Source organism: Oleiphilus sp. HI0080, assembly GCF_001635135.1.
In genome coordinates this window covers 1-475 of the sequence record NZ_LWFU01000973.1, presented here as the reverse complement: position 1 = coordinate 475, position 475 = coordinate 1, and the positions used below count along the sequence as shown (strand labels likewise).

At 47.4% G+C, this 475-nt stretch carries 1 protein-coding gene; it reads left to right on the top strand.

The window, feature by feature from the left end:
• A partial coding sequence (locus A3751_RS18670; RefSeq protein ID WP_197466501.1) for a rhodanese-like domain-containing protein occupies nt 1-322 on the top strand: 322 nt, incomplete at its 5' end.
• Nucleotides 323-475: the final 153 nt, after the last annotated feature.

Below are 475 nucleotides of genomic sequence, written 5' to 3'. Positions count from 1 at the left end.
GCTTACGAGCATAACGTATGCCTCCGAGCCAATCTGGCTAGATGTCCGCACCCCACAAGAATTCTCTGAAGAACATGTTCAGAACGCAATCAATATCCCCTTTGACCAAATAACCACCGGCATCACCGGGATAAGCGCAGATAAAGGCAGCGAGATCGTTCTTTACTGTCGCAGTGGCAGACGCGCAGACATTGCGATGTCGACACTGCAGCAACTCGGATACACGAATGTTGTGAATCTGAAAACACTAGAGGCTGCAAAAGCGGCACGTGCGCTGAGAACGAGTGAGAGCAAAAAGAACACGACCGAAAACGAAAATTAAAGCAGAAAAAAGACTCCGGCTGAAATAAGCGCTGATAAACAGTCAAAGATTGTCAGTGCCCCCTTTAAGATTCCGATAAGCCACTTTAAGCCTTAGTCTAAACCCCTGAGGAAACCATTCTATTGATCAACGTACGCCGGCCTTATCAATGAC